Raw genomic sequence first — 19306 nt, 5'->3', positions numbered from 1 at the left:
ATTGAATAGTATATGATTGTGAGATTTATTTAGCCTGGAGAAGTACTCAAGAGGCTGAAGAGGACGGTTTGCTAAACCGTTAGGGTTCGATTAGGGCCGCATGGGTTCGAATCCCATCTTCTCCGCCATTTTGCAGGGGTATAGCTCAGCTGGTAGAGCAGTGGTCTCCAAAACCACGTGCCGTGGGTTCGATTCCTACTGCCCCTGCCAATAATGACACAATCTTAAGCTTAACGGGGTGTAGCGCAGTTTGGTAGCGCAACTGGTTTGGGACCAGTGGGCCGCGGGTTCAAATCCTGCCACCCCGACCATTATCCAATATGTGGGCCATTAGCTCAGTTGGTCAGAGCATCCGGCTCATAACCGGCAGGTCCCGGGTTCAAGTCCCTGATGGCCCACCAGTTAAATAATTGAATATGTGGTATGCCCAGATAGCTCAGTAGGTAGAGCAGGGGACTGAAAATCCCCGTGTCCTTGGTTCGATTCCGAGTCTGGGCACCATTCATCCAACAGCCTTTCGCTGACGTAATGTCCGAAGGGTTGTTTTTTATTATCTAAATTTTCGTGTGATGTAATTTTCATGTTTCTGCCGTGATTTACCATCGACTTAATATTGATTTTATTCGTGTTTTCCTTTAAAATAATACATGGTAATTGTTAAAAGGGAGGACAACATGGCACAGCTATATTACAGATACAGTACAATGAACGCAGGCAAATCTATCGAACTGATTAAGGTGGCATATAATTACGAGGAACGAGGAAAACATGTGCTGACTTTGGTGCCTGCTATTGATGACAGATACGGAACTGGCGTTATTACCTCCAGAATTGGCGTGCAGCGGGACGCAATGATTGTAGGTGAGGATACAAATATTTTAGAGCTTTTCATGCGTGAAAATGAAAAACACAGGATTGATTGTGTTTGCATTGATGAATGTCAGTTTTTAAAGAAACATCATGTACAAGAACTTGTAGAAATTGTGGATAGTTTTGAAGTTCCAGTGCTTGCATACGGACTTAAGAACGACTTTAGAAACGAGCTCTTTGAGGGATCTTATTATATGCTGATTTATGCAGATAAGATTGAAGAAATCAAGACTATCTGCTGGTGTGGACGCAAAGCAACTATGGTTGCCAGAATTGTTGACGGCAAATTTGTCAAGCAAGGCAAACAGGTTATGATCGGGGGCAACGACATGTATGTATCCCTTTGCCGCAAGCATTACAATGATGGGCGAATCGGTCCAGAGAAATAGAAAAATATCAAAATAAGACATGAGAAGAAGATAGGAGAAATACCTATGAATTTTAAATTATATTTGATAAGGATAATTTTAATTATATTTTTTGTGGTCTCAGTGCTGGCTATAGCACCCCAAATGCAGGTTTTTGCTGCCAGTAGTACTGATGCGGAGTTTGAAGCACAGCTTACTTCAGAAGGCTTTCCTGAAAGCTACAAGACAAAGCTTAGAGCATTGCATCGGCTTCATCCGAACTGGACATTTAAGGCCAAACAGTTGAATTATACTTGGGCGGATGCACTGGATAAGCAATGCTCCAATGTAAATGCCAATCTGGTCTCTAACAATTTTCCTGCAGGTTACAAGGCAGTACAGAATGGTACATATAATTTTGACACCCATACCTATATCGGAAAAGATGGAGCCAGCTGGGTTGCAGCCTCCAGACAGGCTGTTGCATTTTACATGGATCCGAGAAACTGGCTGGATGAGAGTTCTATTTTCATGTTTGAGCCTAACCTTTATGATGCCTCTTATCAGACGGAAGATCTGGTAAAGAAGATTTTGTCTACCACTGCACTTCCATCTACAGCAGCGAAATATTATATTGAGGCAGCAGAACAAACTTATAACGGAAAGAAATACAGTATCAGTCCTGTATATTTAGCATCAAAAACAAGATTAGAACTGGGCAGCAGCGATTTTATGATAAACGGACATGCCTTTACCTATGGCGGCAAGAAGTATTCCGGGTTGTATAACGCTTATAATATTGGAGCAACTGACAGTGCCGACGGTACTGCAGCGCTGAAGGGATTAGTTTATGCAGCAGGCGGTTCGGATGGAAGCGGAACTACGTATCTTCGTCCGTGGAATACACTGAAGAAAGCAGTGACAGGCGGTGCCTTGTATATTGCAGGTACCTTTTTTGAGCGAAATCAATATACCTCATATTACGAAAGATATAATGTGCTGAATGGGCTTTCTGGCATTGGCACATATCAGTATGCGACTTCGATTTTTGCAGCGGCAACGCAGTCTGCAATTATTCATGGGAATTACTATGATTATAAGGTTCTGACAGAAGCATTTTCTTTTGAAATTCCGGTTTTCAAAAGTATGCCGTCTTCGCCGGCAGCAAAACCGGGAAGTGGCAGTAACAACTGTTATTTAGATGACATTTCGGTATCTCTGGATGGGAAGAAGCTGAGTTTTATTTCAGATTTTAATCGCTTTACTACTGATTATACGGTGAAGCAGACCATCGGTGCTGTTGATAAGCTGACCATCAGCACTAAAAAGAATGATAGTGCTGCTACCGTTTCCGTCAGCGGAAATACTACATTAAACGAAGGTATTAACAAGATTACAGTAAAAGTTACAGCTCCTTCTGGTGCGGTGAGCAAAACTTATAATATTACAGTCGTTAAGGATTCCAGTGCTGTGCCGGATCCTAACGAAAAACTGATTGAAGGTGTAGAAAACACTACAATTAAAGCGTCTTCTGTTCTGGGAGAAGGCAATATACAGGTCAGCTGGACGAAGTCAGCTGGATATAAGATGGACTACTATGAGGTTTACAGAAGTACTACTTCAGGAAGCTATAGTACAACGCCATACTTTGTAACGACTAATGGCACGAAAACGACTTACAAAAATACCAAAAATCTAAAAGACGGCACCAGATATTATTATAGAGTGCGAGGAGTTCGTGTCATAGACGGAAAAACCTATTATTCCAAATGGTCAAATCAGGCGTACAGAACTTATCGAGCGCCAGAACTTTCAAATGAGAAGATTATAGAGGGGGTGCAGGCAACAGCTTTGAACGCAGCGGCTGTATCGGTGCCAGGCACGATTCAGCTTAGCTGGACTAAATCCGGCGCATATGCCATGGATTACTATCAGGTCTTTAGAAGAGGTGAAAACGAAGAATATGGAAGCGCGCCTCACGGTGTCACAGCGTCGGGGGATATCTTCACTTATGAGGATAAATCCAACATGACAGAAAATGCTACGTATTACTATAAAGTGCGAGGTGTTCGTAATGTCGACGGCATCGGCTACTATACTCCGTGGTCCAGCGAGGTGAGCTGCGTATACAAACCGGATTATTCTTCGAAGATTGCCGGTGTACAGGCAACGACGATTAAGGCGTCCTCTGTTTTGGGAGCGGGTTATATCCAAATTAATTGGAAAAAGTCTGCAGGCTATAAAGTGGATTATTTCGAGATTTATAGAAGCACAAAATCGGGAGAATACAGCAGTATACCGTTCTTTAAGACAACAGATGGTGTAAAAAACAGTTATAAAAATACGAAAAGCCTGAAGAAAGGCACTCGCTACTACTATAAAATTCGTGGCGTTCGCACTTTTGACGGAACAAAGTATTATACAAAATGGTCAAATCAGGCATATAGAACTTACAAGTAAACAAAAGGGGATATCTCAAAATTGATTTTGAGATATCCCCTTTTTCACATCGTAAATCGTTGAAATCTATAGCTTGCATCCCTGAGTACTGCCGCGTCTTGCAAGTTCCGCGTGAATACTGTTTAAAATTGTACGCTTTTGATAGCTCCACGATGGACTGATGAGAATTTTGCGGGGCGCATCGGCGCTGAGCCTGTGAATAGTAATTTCCGGCGGAATGATTTCAATTAAATCGCACACCAGATTGACATATTCTTCGATAGAGTCAAAGGAACAGTAATCTGGATGAGAAAGTGCCATGGCAGAGCCTTTTACTACGTTTAGCATGTGCAGTTTGATTCCCCAGATGCCGCTTTGACATATGTAGCGCACAGAACGTTCCATATCGTGTTGACTTTCGCCGGGAAGTCCCAAAATCAGGTGTACGACCGTTTTGATACCGCGAGCGTTTAGCTTGCTGATTGTTTCATCGTAGATCGATAAATCATAGCAGCGGTTGATGAGAACGGCTGTTTTTTCGTGAATGGTCTGCAGTCCCAGTTCTACCCAGAGAAAGTGATTTTCGTTGATTTCAGAAAGCAAATCCAGTACTTCCGTATCGATACAGTCAGGCCTTGTGGCGATGACGATACCGGAAATCAGCGGATGGTTCAGCGCTTCATAAAATTTATCTCGCAAAACATCAACCGGAGCGTAGGTGTTAGTGTGATTTTGGAAATATGCCAAATATTTGGCGCTCGGCCACTTGTCTGAAAGGAGGGCAATTTGCTCTTCGATGGTAGAGGCAAAGTCGCCGCTGCCGTCAGCAGAGCAGAAGATGCAGCCGCCGCTTCCTTTGGTGCCGTCTCTGTTTGGACAGGTGAAACCGCCGTCGATGGAGAGCTTGACAGTCTTTTCTCCAAAGTATGATTTTAGGTATTTACTAACCATGTTAATAGATGGCTGCATGATAGAGTCCTCGTTTCTTTTTGTACTGATTCAATCTTAAGGGGTGGAAAAGAAAAAGTCAACTTTTTCCGGCGAATTTATTGTAAAACTGTGCGAAATCGGATATAATAAAGAGTCAATAGTTCATAAAATACCAGAGAAAAATCAGGAAGGAGCAAGCAGTAACTATGACAAAGAAAGAAACAACTCCTTGGAGCTTGGAAAGAGGCATTTCTGACTGTTCTGACTGCATGTGCGGTCTTACGGGCGCAGGCGAAACCGCCATGAAACCGCCGCTGCTTCTTCACAGTTGCTGCGGACCTTGTAGCACATCGGTTATTGAGCGGCTGGCACCTGATTATGATATCACCGTTTTTTTCTATAACCCGTGTATCACTGACGGAGAGGAATATGAGAAGCGGAAGATGAACCAAATCGCTTTTATTGAGAAATATAACCAGAATCTCGGCGGTACGCAGAAGATTCACTTTATGGAGGGAATATATGAGCCGGACGCGTATTATACGCGGGTATCCGGCTTCAGTAATGAACCGGAAGGCGGGGCGCGCTGCACGATTTGCTTCGATATGCGTCTTGAAAAGACGGCACAGACAGCGGCAGCCAAGGGATATGGCATTTTTGCCACAACCCTGACTGTAAGTCCTCATAAAAATTATCCGCTCATTTCAGAAATCGGAAAGAAATTTGCAGTGCAGTATGGCATAGAATTTTTGGACATCGACTTTAAGAAAAAGGCGGGATTTCATCGCAGCATTCAGCTATCTAAGGAATACGGTCTTTACAGACAGAACTACTGTGGCTGCGAGTATTCAAAACGATAATTCAATATTTTTGAGATATAATATGGAGGAAACAAAAATGGCACAATTAATCACACCGAAGGACTACTCACCGGTAATCAGTCCGCTGGAAACCCAGCGTGCAATCAAAAAAATTAAGGATTACTTTCAGCAGGAACTGGCTTACGGGTTAAACCTGCGAAGAGTATCCGCACCTCTCTTTGTTTTTCCGGAGACCGGACTGAACGACAACTTGAACGGTGTGGAGCGTAGAGTTTCATTCAGCCTGCTTGACCTTGAAGAAAAAGAAGTTGAAGTAGTGCAGTCTCTCGCAAAATGGAAGAGAATGGCTCTTGGAAAATATGGAATTAAGCCGGGACACGGCATTTATACAGATATGAATGCAATCAGAAGAGACGAAGAGCTTGACAACCTCCACTCTGTCTACGTAGATCAGTGGGACTGGGAAAAGGTAATCACCAAAGAGCAGAGAAACACGGAGTATCTCCACGAGACAGTGACAACCATTTACAACGCAATGAAGAATCTGGGGGATTATGTAAATCGTCTTTACAGAGATTTACAGACAGAGATTCCTAATGAGATTTATTTTATTACCAGCCAGGAACTTGCAGATATGTATCCAAATAAGACACCAAAGGAAAGAGAAGATTTAATCTGCAAAACTCACGGCGCAGTCTTTATTGAAAAAATCGGTGGAACCTTGACCTCAGGCGAAAAGCACGACGGAAGATCTCCGGACTATGACGACTGGGAACTGAATGGGGATATTATCTTATGGAACGATGTGCTGGACAGAGCCTTTGAGATATCCTCTATGGGCATCCGCGTAGATGCCGATGCTATGGATCGCCAGTTGAAGCTGGCAGGCGCTGATGACAGAAGAAGCCAGTCTTTCCATCAAGCCATTTTAAGCGATGAGCTGCCGTATTCCATTGGCGGCGGCATCGGACAGAGCAGGCTGTGCATGTACTTCCTGCGTAAAGCTCACATTGGTGAGGTGCAGGTTTCTGTATGGCCGGAGGATATGATTTCCGAGTGCAAAAAAGATAATATTTTCTTACTATAAGATGAAATATATAAACGTAGTTATTAATCATAACAGCAGGCATACGGACACATACTATACATATGCAGCGCCCGATGATATTACAGTTGGGGACATCGTAGAGGTGTCCTTTAACAGAGGTAATAAGCCAAAGAACGCTTATGTCTTTGAAGAGGGAGTTACCCCCGATTGCGAGGTTTCCAAAATCAAAGCGATTACTGGAAAAAATCCGGATATCTCCCTGAATCCTGAGATGGTGAAAACTTGTATTTGGATGAAGCGGCGATACGGAATCAAATATTTGGACGCTGTTAAATGTTTTGTGCCAAACGGAAATCCTGCAAAAGAAGGCAAAGAAAAGGAACCCTACAAGGACGCGGAGGGCGAGAGACAGGACATCAGAAGGCTGACAGAGGAGCAGCAGATAGCGGTGGATACCATCAGCTGTGCGGTCAGAGGAGAAAGACAGGAAAGTTTTCTCATTCACGGGGTCACCGGAAGTGGCAAGACGGAAGTTTATATGCAGGTCATCGCAGAGGTTCTTGCGGCGAGTAAAACAGCTATTATGCTCGTGCCTGAAATCGCGCTGACGAAGCAGATTATCGACCGTTTTATTGCCAGGTTTGGAAAGAAATCCATCGCAGTTTTACACAGCAAGCTGACAAAACGAGAGCGTTTTGATGAATGGCAGAGAATCAGGGCGGGAAAGGCGAACATCGTCATCGGCGCCAGATTGGGCGTCTTTGCTCCCCTTGAAAACATCGGCGTTATCATCATGGATGAGGAGCACGAAGCGACCTATAAGTCGGATATGACGCCGAAATACGATACAGTGGATATTGCTCTGAAACGACTCATGTACTATCAGGGGGTATTGATTCTGGGCAGCGCAACGCCGTCGGTGGTTTCTTACCAGCGGGCGAAGGAAGGGATTTACCGGCTTATCACCCTAAAGCAGCGCTATAACAGCGCACCTCTTCCTACGGTAGAACTTGTAGATATGCGGGAAGAATTGAGAGAAGGCAATCGAACTGTTTTCAGCGACAGGCTTTATCGAAAGATGGAGGAAACCCTTGCAAAAGGACAGCAGATTATATTGTTTCTCAACCGCAGAGGCTATTCCACCTTTATTTCCTGCAGGGAGTGTGGTGAGGTAATGGAGTGTCCGGAGTGTGGTATTTCCTTAACTTATCATAAGAAAGAAAACGCAGGGGTTTGCCATTACTGCGGAAAAAAATTTTCTGTACCGGCAAGCTGTCCAAAATGCGGCAGCAAATATATCAAGTATTTTGGTTCAGGTACTGAAAAGGTGGAAGAATTCACAAGGGAGCTGTTTCCAGACAGAAAGGTGGAGCGGCTGGACCTTGATACCGCTAAAAATAGCAGAGAAATTAACCGGATTATCGGGAACTTCTCAAAGGGAAAGACGGAGATTCTTATCGGCACGCAGCTGGTCGCGAAAGGTCTGGACTTTAAAAATGTTGGACTTGTCGGTGTCGTTGCTGCCGACGTCAGTCTTCATATTCCCGATTACAGGTCGACGGAGAGAACTTTTCAGCTAGTGACTCAGGTTTCTGGAAGAGCTGGCAGAGGTGAAGAGGAAGGGCATGTAATCGTGCAGTCCTATACGCCAGACAATTTTGCGCTGACTACAGCAGCAAACCATGATTATGAGGGCTTCTTTCAGATGGAGGCTTCTATCAGGCAGATGATGGACTACCCGCCTTTCTCGGATTTGATTTTGGTAGAATTTACAAGTGAGAAGGAAGAATATGCCTTTGAGACGGCAGAAAGCTGCAGGAACTATCTGATTCGCTGTAAGCTTGAAGAGGAGAGCAGTATCTTTGAAGCCAAGCCGTCCTATCATTTTAAGGGGAAGGACAGTTTTCGCTATTTTATACTGATTAAATGTCCGAAAGGACTTAGAAACAAGTATATTTACTGCATTGACTGTTTCGGAGAAAATTTAAAGAAAAATAGGGATAGTTGTGCGATGACTATTGACGTCAATCCGTACAGCACCATTTAAGATAAAGCATAAAAGGAGAATGAGAGATGGCAATTAGAAATGTTGTGTTAGATGGAGATGAAATTCTTAGGAAGCACTGCCGCGAGGTTTCTGAAGTGACAGACCGCATTCGGCAGACTTTGGAGGATATGGTGGAAACCATGCACCAGCAGTCGGGCTGCGGACTTGCAGCACCGCAGGTTGGCATTATGCGCAGAATGTTTGTAGCGGAACCTGAGCAAGGCGGCAAGATTTACTATATGATTAATCCTGAAATTTTGGAGCAGGAAGGTTCTGTTTCCGGCGACGAAGGCTGCCTCAGCGTGCCGGGACTGATCGGTACTGTGGACAGACCTGAAAGAATCAAAATCAAGGCGCTGGATTTTAATGGAGAAGAGAAGATTTATGACTTTGAAGGCTGGGACGCTCGCGTGATGTGTCACGAAAACGACCATCTGGACGGTATTCTTTATACGGATAAAGCGGTAAACGTCAGAGAACCGGAATATGATGAAGAGGTAGAAGGTTAATGAAAGTAGTTTTCATGGGCACACCGGATTTTTCGGTTCCGGTGCTTGCGAAAATTTTGGAGGCAGGTCATCAGGTGGGCTGCGTGGTAACTCAGCCTGATAAAGCCAAAAACAGAGGAAAGAAGATCCAGTTTACGCCGGTGAAGGAACTGGCAGCAGAACATGGAATTAAGGTATTGCAGCCTGAAAAAATCAAGCAGGATACAGAAGTTTTACAAACCCTTAAAGACTATGCGCCGGATATCATCGTCGTAGTGGCATACGGACAGATTATTCAAAAAGAGATTCTGGATTTGCCTAAATACGGCTGTGTCAACGTTCATGCGTCTCTTTTGCCGAAGCTGCGCGGCGCGTCGCCTATACAGCATGCGATTTTGCAGGGTGAGGAGGAAACCGGTGTAACCATTATGCAGATGGATGTGGGGCTTGACACCGGAGATATGCTCAGCAAAGCAAGTCTTGTTATCGGAGATAGAAATTGTCAGCAGCTTCACGACGATTTGGCAGAACTCGGCGCAAAGCTTTTAGTGGAGACTTTGCCGCGCATTGAAGCGGGGAATATTTCCCCGGAAAAGCAGGATGACAGTCTCTCAAGCTATGCCGGCATGATTTCCAAACAGGATGGAAAAATTGACTTTCACAAGAGTCCTATAGAAATTCAGCAGCAAATTCGCGCTTTTGATCCGTGGCCAGGAGCATTTTGCAATTATGGCGACGTGGTGATGAAGATTTGGAGCGCGGAGCCTGTGGCAGAAAAAACATCAAAGGCGCCGGGTACCATTATCTGCGTTTCAGATAACGGCGTTGATACGGCTTGCGGAGATGGGCAGGTGCTTCGCATTACAGAAATTCAAATGCCTGGAAAGAAACGGGTTTCTGTGAAGGATTATCTCAGGGGCAACAAAATAGAGATAGACAGCTTATTCGAATAAATAAAAGGGGGAAAAAGAAATGTTTCATTTTTATTATGGAGGATCCAGTCTCATTTTTCTGCTGCCAGCTATGTTGCTGGCGTTGTTTGCACAAGCAAAAGTAAAAAGTTCTTTTAGGAAATATTCTTCTGTGCGCAATCACAGAAATATGACTGGTGCAGAGGCAGCAAGAAGAGTGCTGGACAGCAATGGACTTAGAGATGTGGAGATTCGCCAGATTCCTGGCAATCTAACAGATAATTACGATCCAAGAAACAGAACACTGAGCTTGTCTCAGGATGTGTATGGTGTTTCTTCGGTTGCGGCAATCAGTGTAGCCTGTCACGAGGCAGGTCATGCTATTCAACATGCCAGAAGTTATGCGCCGCTGAAAATCAGAAATGCTATCGTGCCTGTAGTTAACCTTGCATCTAGCTTTACATGGATTTTAATTATTGTAGGGCTGGGACTTTTAGCAGGACAAAGCTATGAGATGTATGCCATGGGAAATACTATTTTTAATATCGGTGTACTGGCGTTTGTTGCGATAGTTATATTTCATCTGATTACGCTTCCGGTGGAGTTTGATGCCAGCCATAGAGCGATTGTGCAGATGGAGGAACTGGGGATTGTCACCATGGAAGAAAAAGCAGGCGCAAAGAAAGTGCTTAGTGCAGCAGCGCTCACCTATGTGGCAGCTCTTGCTGTAGCAGTTGCCAATCTTCTCAGAATCTTAGCAATCAGGGGAAGGCGTGATTGATATGGACTGCAATCGGAGAACAACCTATTTAGTGCTTTTTGAAATTGAAAAGAATCAGGCGTATTCCAATCTGGAGTTGAACAGACAGATTGGGCTGCAAAATCCAGATAATCCTGCCTTTGTACGGGAACTGGTATACGGCGTGTTGGAGAATCGGATATACCTTGACTATCTTCTTGCGCATCTGATTCCCAAGGGACTTTCCGGCATAAAAAAACAGGTTCTGACGCTGCTTCGCATGGGGCTTTATCAGCTGATTTTTATGGAATCAGTGCCGCCTTATGCAGCTATCGGGGAGACAGTAAAGCTTGCTAAGAAGCTGGCACCGGGCAGAGACGGTTTTATAAATGGTGTGCTTAGAGGTTATCAGAAAAAGGGCGCAGATATTAAACTGCCTGATTCGAAAGAGGACCTAATTTCCTATCTTTCCGTCAGATATTCTTATGCGCAGTGGATTGTGGAACTCCTGCTATCTCAGTATGGGATGCAGCGAGCAGAGCAGATTTTGAAAGCAGGAAACGATCGACCAAAACTTTCCATTCGGGTGAATATGATTAGGACAGACAGACAGTCTCTGGCAGAGCAGTTGACTGAAGAAGGCTTTGTTATAGAGGAAGCCACCTTGAGCGAGAGGGTGCTCTTTGCAAGCGGTAGCGGACTTTTGGGGACGAAGGCTTATGAACAGGGGCTTTTCTCTGTACAGGACGAGGCATCGGTTCTTGCAGCAGAGGCGGTGAATCCTTTGCCAGGACAGACAGTGCTTGATATTTGTGCAGCGCCGGGCGGCAAGAGTCTGGCGATGGCTGAAATGATGGGAAATAAAGGGGTAGTAAAAGCCTTTGATATATACGGACACAAACTCACATTAATATCGCAGCAGGCGCAGAGGCTTGGGCTTTCCAACATTATCACCGAAGAAAGTGACGGATGTGTACTGCGGGAAGATTTGAGGGATTCTTCGGATTGCGTTCTGGTAGATGGTCCATGTTCGGGTCTTGGAGTGATTCGGAGAAAACCTGAGATCAAATATAAAGAGCTTGCAGACGAGGGCAGAGAACTTTCTGAAAAGCAGCTTCGGATTCTTTTAACTGCCAGTTGTTATGTAAAAGAGGGAGGGATTTTGGTTTACAGTACCTGTACGGTGAATCGAATAGAGAATACAGAAGTTGTAGAACGCTTTCTCAAAGAAAGGTCAGGGTTTACACTGCTGTTTGAACGACAGTATCTGCCGGACACAGATGAAACGGACGGATTTTATATCTGTAAAATGAGAAAGCAAAAATGCTGAAAGGAGATTATATATGGAGGTAGGCTTTAAGACAGATAAAGGCCAGAGGCGCAGCAACAACGAAGACGCTTGTTTTGTCATGAAAAAGGACAGGGTGTTTATTGTCGCTGACGGAGTTGGGGGGAATAATTCCGGAGAGATTGCCAGCAGGACCTGTGTAAACGGCATTGCAAAATATGTCGAAACTCATTCGATGGAGGCACTTTCTACAGCGGAAGAAATTGGCGCATATTTTGAGGAATGTCTGAAGGATGTAAACTTTAAGATACTTGAGATGTCACAGCGTTTTGAGAAAAATAAAGGTATGGCAACTACAGTGGTCATCGCTTATGTAGCGGATAATCAGCTTTACATAGCTAATGTAGGCGACAGCAGGGCATATGTTCTCAGAGACGGAGAACTGAACCAGATTACTGAGGATCATACCTATGTGAATACACTTTTGAAAGCTGGGATTATTTCAGAAGAAGAGGCAGCAAACCACGAGAACAAAAATATGATAACAAGAGCCGTAGGCGCAGATTATACCATTGAGCCTGATTTTTTTCAGGTTTCCATTGAAGCGGGGGACATGATACTGATTTGCACAGACGGACTTTACGGAGAAGTTGAAAAGAGCGAATTAATTAGCCGGTTAACCGAGGAAGAATCCATGACCCACATCTGTAACGAACTGGTAGAAGCCGCCAACAGAAATGGTGGCAGCGACAATATTACGATGGTAGTCTTGAAAGTGACGGAGGATGATATCAGATGAGTAAATTACTTGCAGGAAGATATGAACTAATTGAGAAAATCGGAGAGGGCGGCATGGCGGTTGTTTATAAAGCCAGATGTCGACTCTTAAACAGATATGTAGCAATTAAAATTTTGAGACCGGAGTTTACCAAGGATATACAGTTTGTAGAGAGTTTTAAACGTGAGTCTCAGGCGGCAGCAGGGCTTCAGCATCCGAATATTGTAAGCGTATATGATGTCGGTAAGGAAGGCGATATAAACTTTATAGTCATGGAGCTTATCGACGGCAGACCGCTGAGCGATATTATCAAAGAAGAAGCCCCGATGAACTACAAGCGTGCCATTGAGATTACCAGACAGGTAGCTTCTGCGCTAGGGCTTGCTCATAGGAACAATATCATTCACAGAGATGTTAAGCCACATAATATCATGATTACCCGAGACGGCACTGCAAAGCTGGCTGATTTTGGTATTGCCAAAGCGGTGAGCAATTCCACTATTATGGCAAACGAGACGAATAGAGTCATCGGCTCAGTACACTATTTTTCACCGGAGCAGGCAAGAGGCGCTTATGTGGATGAACGGTCCGATATTTATTCGCTGGGTATCGTTCTTTATGAAATGCTCACAGGTCAGGTACCTTTTGACGGAGAAAATCCGGTACAGGTAGCGCTCATGCACATTAACGACGAGATTACGCCGCCGTCCCATCTGGTATCAGGCATTCCGCCGGCATTGGAAAAACTGGTGATGAAGGCAACTGACAAATTCCAGTCCAACCGATATAAGAGTACGGAGGAAATGATTGAAGAATTGGGAAACATCGATTTTGTGACAAAGATGGTAGGTGATTCTGTCTTTGTTGCTTCTGATGTAGAAGATTTTCAGGAGAAAAACCGGCAGAAGCATAACCAGGAGTTGGAGGATGAAATCTTTGAGGATATGAAGCCTCATAAAAAGAAAGAAAAGAAGATAAAAGCTACTCCAATAAAGGAAGATGATAGGTCTTCAAAGAAGTCTAAGAAACCAATTATTATTGCAGCTGTAGTAGTTGGAGCGATTGCCCTTGCAGCAGTAATACTCTTTGCAAGTGGTTTCTTCGGTGGTGGATTAAAAGCACCGGATTTAGAAGGAAAGACTCCTGATGAAGCTAAGGTAATTCTGGAAGAAATGGGTCTGAAGATGGAAGTCGACGAACAGACTATTAGCAGTGATGATATTGATGAAGGTAAGATTGCGGCACAGGATCCGAGAAAAGGCGAAAAGGTCAGCAAGGGCGATACCATCACTGTCATTCTCAGCAACGGCAAATCCAATGGACAGGTGCCGAGCGTTATCGGTATGAACTATAATACCAACAGGGATTTAGTGGAAAATATACTGGAAAGCGCGGGCTATGAACTTGGTGTGGTTCATGAGATGGAAAGCGATGCAAATGTTGGTGAAATTATCGATCAGGAGCCGGGTTCTGGTGCGGAATTAAAGAAAGGCTCAAAGATTGATATTACCATCAGCAAGGGTACTGACAAGATAGCGGTACCACCTCTGACTGGTCTTACTCTGGATGAAGCGAGAGAGACGTTGGAAGCTGCAGGGCTGCATATGGGTCAGCCTAAGTATGAAGAAAGTACTGTTTATGCTAAGAATATCGTCATCGGCTCTACGCCGGGAGAAGGAACCAAGGTGAAATTGGGTTCCACCGTTATTATAACAGTCAGCAAGGGTGAACCGGTTGTAACGCCGCCTGAGCCGCCTGTTGATGAGGGAAATGAAGGCGACGAACCTGGAGATAACAGTGATGATGACGGCGGAGAAGAAGAATAGGATGAAAGGGATTATCATGAAAGGAATCGGCGGTTTTTACTATGTAAAAACCGCTGATGGTGTATATCAGACAAAAGGGCGGGGGATTTTCAAAAAAGAAGGGATTACTTTGGCAGTTGGAGATAATGTGGAAATGGAGGTTCTTCCAGACGGTGATGGAATCATCAATGAGATTTTGCCCAGAAAGAATCAATTTATCAGGCCTCCTATTGCCAACGTGGACTGTTTTATAGTGGTCTTTGCGGCGACCAAACCTAAGCCGAACTTTCATGTCATTGACAAGTTTCTGATTATGGCGGAATATTGGGATACGGAGGTGATTCTTTGCGTCAACAAGTGTGATTTGGCAAAGGAAACAGCGCTGGAGGAAATACGGGATATTTACGGCAGTATATATCCTATGGTCTTTGTCAGCGGAAAAACCGGCGAAGGAATTGAGAAATTATCCGCACAGCTCTCTGGAAAGCGAGCAGCTTTTGCGGGACCTTCCGGTGTGGGAAAATCGACCATTACCAATCTTCTCATTCCTCACGCGAACATGGAAACCGGCACGGTCAGTCAGAAGACGCAGAGGGGAAAGCACACCACTAGACATGTGGAAATCTTTGAGACTGATAATGGCGGCCTGGTCTTTGACACGCCGGGCTTTACCTCCTTTGATATTTTAGAGGCTTCAGAAGAGAATTTGGCTTCATATTATCCAGAGTTTGCAGCACTTAGTTATGCCTGCCGATTTGATAACTGCAGGCATATCAAAGAGCCGAACTGTGCGGTTAGAGCGGCATTGGAAGAGGGAAAAGTCAGCAGGATTCGGTATGATTCCTACCTTGCAAATATGGAAGAAATAAAGAAAAAAAAGAAGTATTAAATTTGTAGCTGCACCTGCAGCAGAACGGAGAGAAAACGATGGGAAAACTTGCACCTTCAATTTTATCGGCAGATTTTGCCGAATTGGGCAAACAGGTAGAGGAAATCAGCAGGGCGGGCGCTGATTACGTCCACATAGATGTGATGGACGGTCATTTCGTGCCCAACATCAGCTTTGGTGCAGCTGTCATGAAAGCGCTGAACAAGCTGGACACAGCCCCTTATGATGTTCATTTGATGATTGAAAATCCTGACCAGTATGTAAGCGATTTTGTAACTGATAGGACTGAATACATAGTGGTTCATCAAGAAGCTTGCCCCCACCTGCATAGGAGCCTGCAGAACATCAAAGCTTACGGCGTAAAGGCAGGAGTTGCAATTAATCCGGCAACGCCGATTTCTACACTGGAATGTGTGCTGGAGGATGTAGATTTAATTCTGGTGATGTCTGTAAATCCGGGTTTTGGAGGACAGAAATTTATTCCGGTAGCTTTGGATAAAATCCGCCAGTTGGATACCTTGCGCAGGGAAGCCGGTTATCACTATACTATTGAAGTAGATGGAGGTATCACTCTCGACAATGTGGAAATGGTTAAAGCTGCCGGCTGCGATATCTTTGTGGCAGGTTCAGCAGTCTTTGGTGCAGAAAATCTGACGGAACGGGTAAAAGAATTTAAGGAAGTACTGTAGACACATTTTGGAGGGAGAAGTATAGGTAAATATAGCGAGGCTTTCGCAAACCATATAAAAAAACTTATAACAAAAGCGGCTATGGCCAGTTAGGTCAATTAGCCGCTTTTATCATACATGATTTTATGCTGCGTCGTCTTCTTCGCCATCACCATCACCATCATCATTCTCATTATCAGAATCATCCGGTTTTGGTTTATCCGGATCATCGTCCTCTGGCTCTTCTGGTTTTACGAACGGAACATAGTTTTCATCCGGATTGATTGGATATTTTTCAGGGTTAGCATTGTGTTTATGGCAGTAGAATCTTGGAATATCATCGTCATTGCCAAAGTCGAAATAGCCTTTCTTTTCGGTGTCCGGACAATCAGGTGTAGCCAGATAACCGGTTTCCTTACAGATAGCAACTTTCTTTTCTAAATCCTTGATACTGCCGACGCCGCCTTGCGTACCTGCGATGTAATATTCTCCGCCGGAGGAGATGACATTGCTTGGCATGCTCTTGTAGGAGCCCTGTTTTGCGCCGTCAATCTGATTCATGATTTTACCCCAGAGTCTTGCTGCAGGTCCACTCATTTCTGTACCGTTGCAGTTCTGATCCACACCAATCCAAAGGGAAGCGGAGTAGGATGGAGTAAATCCATCAAACCAGATATCAACCTGATGGTCAGTTGTACCGGTTTTTCCGCCAACCTGTACGCCGGAAATTGCTGCGGGATAGCCGATGCCCTGTGATACAACGGATTTCAGCATATCTGTCATAATCCATGCAACACCGGAGTCTAAAACACGGTGGCTCTTTGTTTTTGTGCGGTCAACCAGAGTTTCATCTTGACTGTCTACAATTTTGGTAAATGCGGTTGTTTCGCGACGGGTTCCGTTGTTAGGGAATACCGTATAGGCGCTTGCCATATCCAGTGTAGTAACACCATTAGTCAGACCACCGAGGGCAAGACCGGCAGGATTCATGTCGTTAACACTGCCTTCTCGCTCTAAAGTCGTGATGCCGAATTTTTCTACCAGGTTTGCGGAATAATCTGCACCAACCTGAAGGAAGATCTTAACAGCACAGGTATTGATGGACTGTTGGAGGGCAGTACGCATGGTCATAGGCCCGGAATAGCCGGCACCGCCAGCATTTTGAGGCCAAACCTTGCCATTGATGGTAGTTTTCTCATCAATGACAATGGAAGCCGGTGTTAGATAGTAGCCCCAGAGCTTATCGCCTTGTTTATCAATTTTGAAATTGGTAAAATTATGTTTTTTTCCGTTTTTTGCTTCCTCAGCACTCTGCGCAATAGCAGCAGAGTATACTGCCAGCGGCTTGATGGAAGATCCAGGCTGTTCCGGGCTGATAGCTCTATTGTGCAGCCTTCTGCCGGCAGTTTTTCCGCCGCCAACCATGGCCTTGATATAACCGGTGGAATTTTCCACAATGGTCATGGCGGCCTGAGGCTGAACAACTTTCTGGTTCAGCGTATAGGAAGTAGACGGAATGGTTATGGTTCCGTCGTCGTTAAAGATGAAGAAGTTTGCGTAGTCCTCATCCTCAAAGAATTCTGCCGGAATCTGAATGTTACCCTTTTTGTTCATAATTTTATATTTCTGCGGAATATTGATAAAACCGCCGCTGATGGTATAAAGGGTTCCATTTTCGTATTTGTACATGTTTTTAAACTCAATACTATAATCGGTTTCTCCGTTTACGGTAGTTTCGTATACATTGAGACGCTTGCCGGTCTTGATGACCAGACCGCCGTCCTTTCGTTTTAAGAACTCGCCTTTTTGCAGAGTAAAGTTGCCTTCTGCGTCAAAGTAACTGTCATAGGAGTCCATATTTGGTGTATTGTAAGTATAGGAGGCAGGGAAGTTTGCATCGTTGTCAAACTCAGTTTCGATGACCTGCTGTGCTTGTGCGTCCAAAGTGGAATATATCCTCAGACCGCCGTTATATACTTTGTTCCAGGCTGTATCGTAGTCCCATTCCTTTTCTTCCATCAGGGCTTCTATGACCTGGTCAATGACATAGTCCTCAAAGTATGCAGACTTTTCTAAAATACTGTTATAAGTAGGATTCAGCATTTTCTTTAATTTAGTAGAAGAAGCCTTATCGTATTCTTTCTGTGTGATGTAGCCTTGCTCCAGCATGAGGGAAAGGCAGATGTCACGCCGATCTTTGCTGGCGTCATTGGCGATATAAGTACCTCTGGAATTGCTCTTTAGGATGTTTTTGTCCTTGGCAGAAACATCTTGACTTCCCACAAAGAGCACCAACTGAGAATCAGCAGGGGACTGTGGAAGGGAAGCAAGGGCTGCACACTGCGCTAAAGTCAAGTCCTGTACATCTTTGGAAAAATATGCCTGAGAAGCCGCCTGAACGCCGTAACTGCCGTATCCCAGATAAATGGTATTCAGATAGGCGGTGATAATTTCTTCTTTGGAGAGCTCTTTTTCCAGTATTATGGTGTAATAAGCTTCTTGAATCTTACGAGTCATGTCGTGGTCGAACTGCTTATCTTTCAGAAATAGATTTCTGGCAAGTTGCTGGGTGATGGTACTGGTTCCGCTGACCTGTCCGCCGCCGAAAATAGATTCCTTAATGGCACCCAATATACGAATAAAGTTAAATCCGTGATGATCCCAGAAAGTTTTGTCCTCCAGAGCGACAACTGCGTCAATTAAATCCTGCGGAAGATCTTTGTATTCTACATTGGTTCTGTTCTGTTCTGAAAATACAGTATCAATTTCGTTGCCTTCATCGTCATAGATAACTGTGCTCTCGGACAGAATAGAATAAATTTCACTGGTATCAATATCCGGTGCTGCTGAAATTGCGCGGCCGACGTAAATACCTACTGCAATACAGACCAGCAGGAAGATACAGAATAAGAACAGGATAAACCGTTTCCAGTTGAGCCTGTGCTTTTTTTTCTTTTTATTAGTAGTGGGGACAGCAGTATTGCTCTCAGAGTGCATAACTGCCTGCTCAGTGACCTGCTGCTTTGTTTGTCTTGATTTTGATCTTTTGTTTCTATCGCTACGCATAGATATTGCATTCCTTTCTTGCGAAAATAATACTCCTACTTAGTATACCATAATTCACCACGAAAGTTAAAGGATATTTCATATTTTCTCAAATTTATTATTTGCCAAAATAAATTCTGCGTATCACTGGAATTTCAAATGGCAAAGACTTACATAGAATTTACTCTGACAA

15 protein-coding genes and 5 tRNA genes are annotated in these 19306 nt (G+C 44.3%); 18 read left to right on the top strand and 2 right to left on the bottom strand.

The annotated features are described in order from the left end of the window. Positions 1–36: 36 nt before the first annotated feature. The 7 genes from NFR88_RS10210 (at position 37) to NFR88_RS10180 (ending at position 3677) form a co-directional block, all read left to right on the top strand. Positions 37–128, top strand: a tRNA-Ser gene (locus tag NFR88_RS10210). A 6-nt stretch (positions 129–134) separates the two neighbouring features. Next, positions 135–210, top strand: a tRNA-Trp gene (locus NFR88_RS10205). Positions 211–234: 24 nt separating this feature from the next. After that, positions 235–311, top strand: a tRNA-Pro gene (locus NFR88_RS10200). A gap of 13 nt (positions 312–324) precedes the next feature. Further along, positions 325–401 (top strand) — tRNA-Ile (locus tag NFR88_RS10195). 24 nt (positions 402–425) lie between these two features. Then, positions 426–501: transfer RNA gene (locus NFR88_RS10190), tRNA-Phe, on the top strand. Between the two features lie 173 nt (positions 502–674). Then, a complete protein-coding gene (locus NFR88_RS10185; RefSeq protein ID WP_160201085.1) occupies positions 675–1259 on the top strand; it encodes a thymidine kinase in 585 nt (194 codons plus the stop codon). Between the two features lie 45 nt (positions 1260–1304). Further along, positions 1305–3677, top strand: a complete 2373-nt coding sequence (locus NFR88_RS10180) for a cadherin-like beta sandwich domain-containing protein (protein WP_251615723.1) — start codon at positions 1305–1307, stop codon at positions 3675–3677. Between the two features lie 66 nt (positions 3678–3743). Here NFR88_RS10180 and mnmL read toward each other — a convergent pair whose 3' ends face one another. After that, positions 3744–4607 carry a tRNA modification radical SAM protein MnmL/YtqA gene (mnmL, locus tag NFR88_RS10175; protein WP_251615721.1) on the bottom strand — a complete coding sequence of 288 codons (864 nt, stop codon included), beginning with the start codon at positions 4605–4607 and terminating at the stop codon, positions 3744–3746. Positions 4608–4792: 185 nt separating this feature from the next. Between mnmL and NFR88_RS10170 the strand changes: the two genes are divergently transcribed. The 11 genes from NFR88_RS10170 to rpe are packed head-to-tail and all read left to right on the top strand — an operon-like array spanning position 4793 to position 16089. After that, positions 4793–5446, top strand: coding sequence for an epoxyqueuosine reductase QueH (locus NFR88_RS10170; RefSeq protein ID WP_251615719.1), 654 nt, complete (start codon positions 4793–4795; stop codon positions 5444–5446). A gap of 37 nt (positions 5447–5483) precedes the next feature. Further along, entirely contained in the window at positions 5484–6494 is a 1011-nt protein-coding gene (gene asnA, locus NFR88_RS10165; protein ID WP_330588258.1) for an aspartate--ammonia ligase, read from the top strand. A gap of 1 nt (position 6495) precedes the next feature. Continuing rightward, the gene (priA, locus tag NFR88_RS10160; protein WP_251615717.1) at positions 6496–8502 is read left to right on the top strand and encodes a replication restart helicase PriA; all 2007 of its coding nucleotides are present in this window, start codon (positions 6496–6498) and stop codon (positions 8500–8502) included. A gap of 26 nt (positions 8503–8528) precedes the next feature. Then, the gene (def, locus tag NFR88_RS10155; RefSeq protein WP_160202406.1) at positions 8529–9011 is read left to right on the top strand and encodes a peptide deformylase; all 483 of its coding nucleotides are present in this window, start codon (positions 8529–8531) and stop codon (positions 9009–9011) included. Next, on the top strand, positions 9011–9943 hold the full coding sequence (gene fmt, locus NFR88_RS10150; RefSeq protein ID WP_160202405.1) for a methionyl-tRNA formyltransferase: 933 nt from the start codon (positions 9011–9013) through the stop codon (positions 9941–9943). Before def ends, fmt begins: the two co-directional genes overlap by 1 nt. 19 nt (positions 9944–9962) lie before the next feature. After that, positions 9963–10682, top strand: coding sequence for a zinc metallopeptidase (locus NFR88_RS10145; protein ID WP_251615714.1), 720 nt, complete (start codon positions 9963–9965; stop codon positions 10680–10682). Position 10683: 1 nt separating this feature from the next. Next, positions 10684–11970 carry a 16S rRNA (cytosine(967)-C(5))-methyltransferase RsmB gene (rsmB, locus tag NFR88_RS10140; RefSeq protein ID WP_251615712.1) on the top strand — a complete coding sequence of 429 codons (1287 nt, stop codon included), beginning with the start codon at positions 10684–10686 and terminating at the stop codon, positions 11968–11970. A 13-nt stretch (positions 11971–11983) separates the two neighbouring features. After that, positions 11984–12727: a Stp1/IreP family PP2C-type Ser/Thr phosphatase gene (locus NFR88_RS10135; protein WP_160202402.1), complete on the top strand. Its 744-nt coding sequence runs from the start codon at positions 11984–11986 to the stop codon at positions 12725–12727. Beyond that, positions 12724–14532 (top strand): Stk1 family PASTA domain-containing Ser/Thr kinase, encoded by a 1809-nt coding sequence (pknB, locus tag NFR88_RS10130; RefSeq protein ID WP_160202401.1) that lies wholly within the window; start codon positions 12724–12726, stop codon positions 14530–14532. Before NFR88_RS10135 ends, pknB begins: the two co-directional genes overlap by 4 nt. Beyond that, complete coding sequence (gene rsgA / locus NFR88_RS10125) at positions 14477–15400, top strand: ribosome small subunit-dependent GTPase A (protein ID WP_243151075.1); 924 nt, start codon at positions 14477–14479, stop codon at positions 15398–15400. The genes pknB and rsgA overlap by 56 nt, the downstream gene beginning before the upstream one ends. A gap of 38 nt (positions 15401–15438) precedes the next feature. Continuing rightward, the gene (rpe, locus tag NFR88_RS10120; protein ID WP_160202400.1) at positions 15439–16089 is read left to right on the top strand and encodes a ribulose-phosphate 3-epimerase; all 651 of its coding nucleotides are present in this window, start codon (positions 15439–15441) and stop codon (positions 16087–16089) included. Positions 16090–16212: 123 nt separating this feature from the next. Here rpe and NFR88_RS10115 read toward each other — a convergent pair whose 3' ends face one another. Continuing rightward, positions 16213–19134, bottom strand: a complete 2922-nt coding sequence (locus NFR88_RS10115; protein WP_251615710.1) for a transglycosylase domain-containing protein — start codon at positions 19132–19134, stop codon at positions 16213–16215. Positions 19135–19306 lie beyond the last annotated feature (172 nt).

Origin of the sequence: Senimuribacter intestinalis (assembly GCF_943192965.1) — a bacterium.
GTDB classification, from domain to species: domain Bacteria; phylum Bacillota; class Clostridia; order Peptostreptococcales; family Anaerovoracaceae; genus Senimuribacter; species Senimuribacter intestinalis.
Note: the sequence above shows the minus strand (reverse complement) of the source record. Positions and strands in the feature narration are given on the sequence as shown.